The 635-nt window shown below is 45.4% G+C and carries 1 protein-coding gene; it reads right to left on the reverse strand.

Annotation, left to right across the window (positions count from 1 at the left end):
* Positions 1-635 (reverse strand): YbdK family carboxylate-amine ligase (locus AC1DND_RS29005; protein WP_477586450.1); only part of this gene is annotated, 635 nt, incomplete at both ends.

Here is a 635-nt window from a genome sequence, read left to right on the forward strand (position 1 = left end):
GCTTGAAATAATGCCGTAAAAGCCATCGTTTCATCAATCAGCATCGGGCAATCGCAAATGCGGAACTCAACGGTGTCGAAAAACGGATGAACACGGATATCCCACCAGATTTTCTTCGCATTGTCCATGCAATTGGTTTTGATGAGCAGTTTTACATAATTATCGTAATCCTCGATGCTGTTAAAAATATCGGGAATGCCCGTACGCGGAAATTTGTCGAAAATTTTTGTACGGAAAGATTTGTAACCCGTGTTCCGCGATTCCCAGAATGGAGAATTGGTAGATAAGGCAAAAACATGGGGCAGGAAATACCTCACCTGGTTGGCAATATGAATGGCCAGCTCGCGAGATTGAAAACCTACGTGTACGTGCAGCCCAAAAATGAGGTTAGAACGTGCAGCTTCCTGTAGTTCGTTCACAATCTCGTTATAGCGGGGATGTTCTGTAATTAACTGCTTTTCCCAATGTGAGAAGGGGTGTGTACCAGCGGCCCCAATCCTTAAGCCTTGCTCTCCGGCGAGCTGTGATACGGTATAACGCAGTTGAGAAATTTCTTTACGTGCTTCAGTGGTCGTTTTACAAATGCCCGTTCCAACTTCTACCACAGCCTGGTGCATTTCTGCCTTAACTTGGTC

The organism is Pedobacter sp. 01N416 (assembly GCF_056399685.1).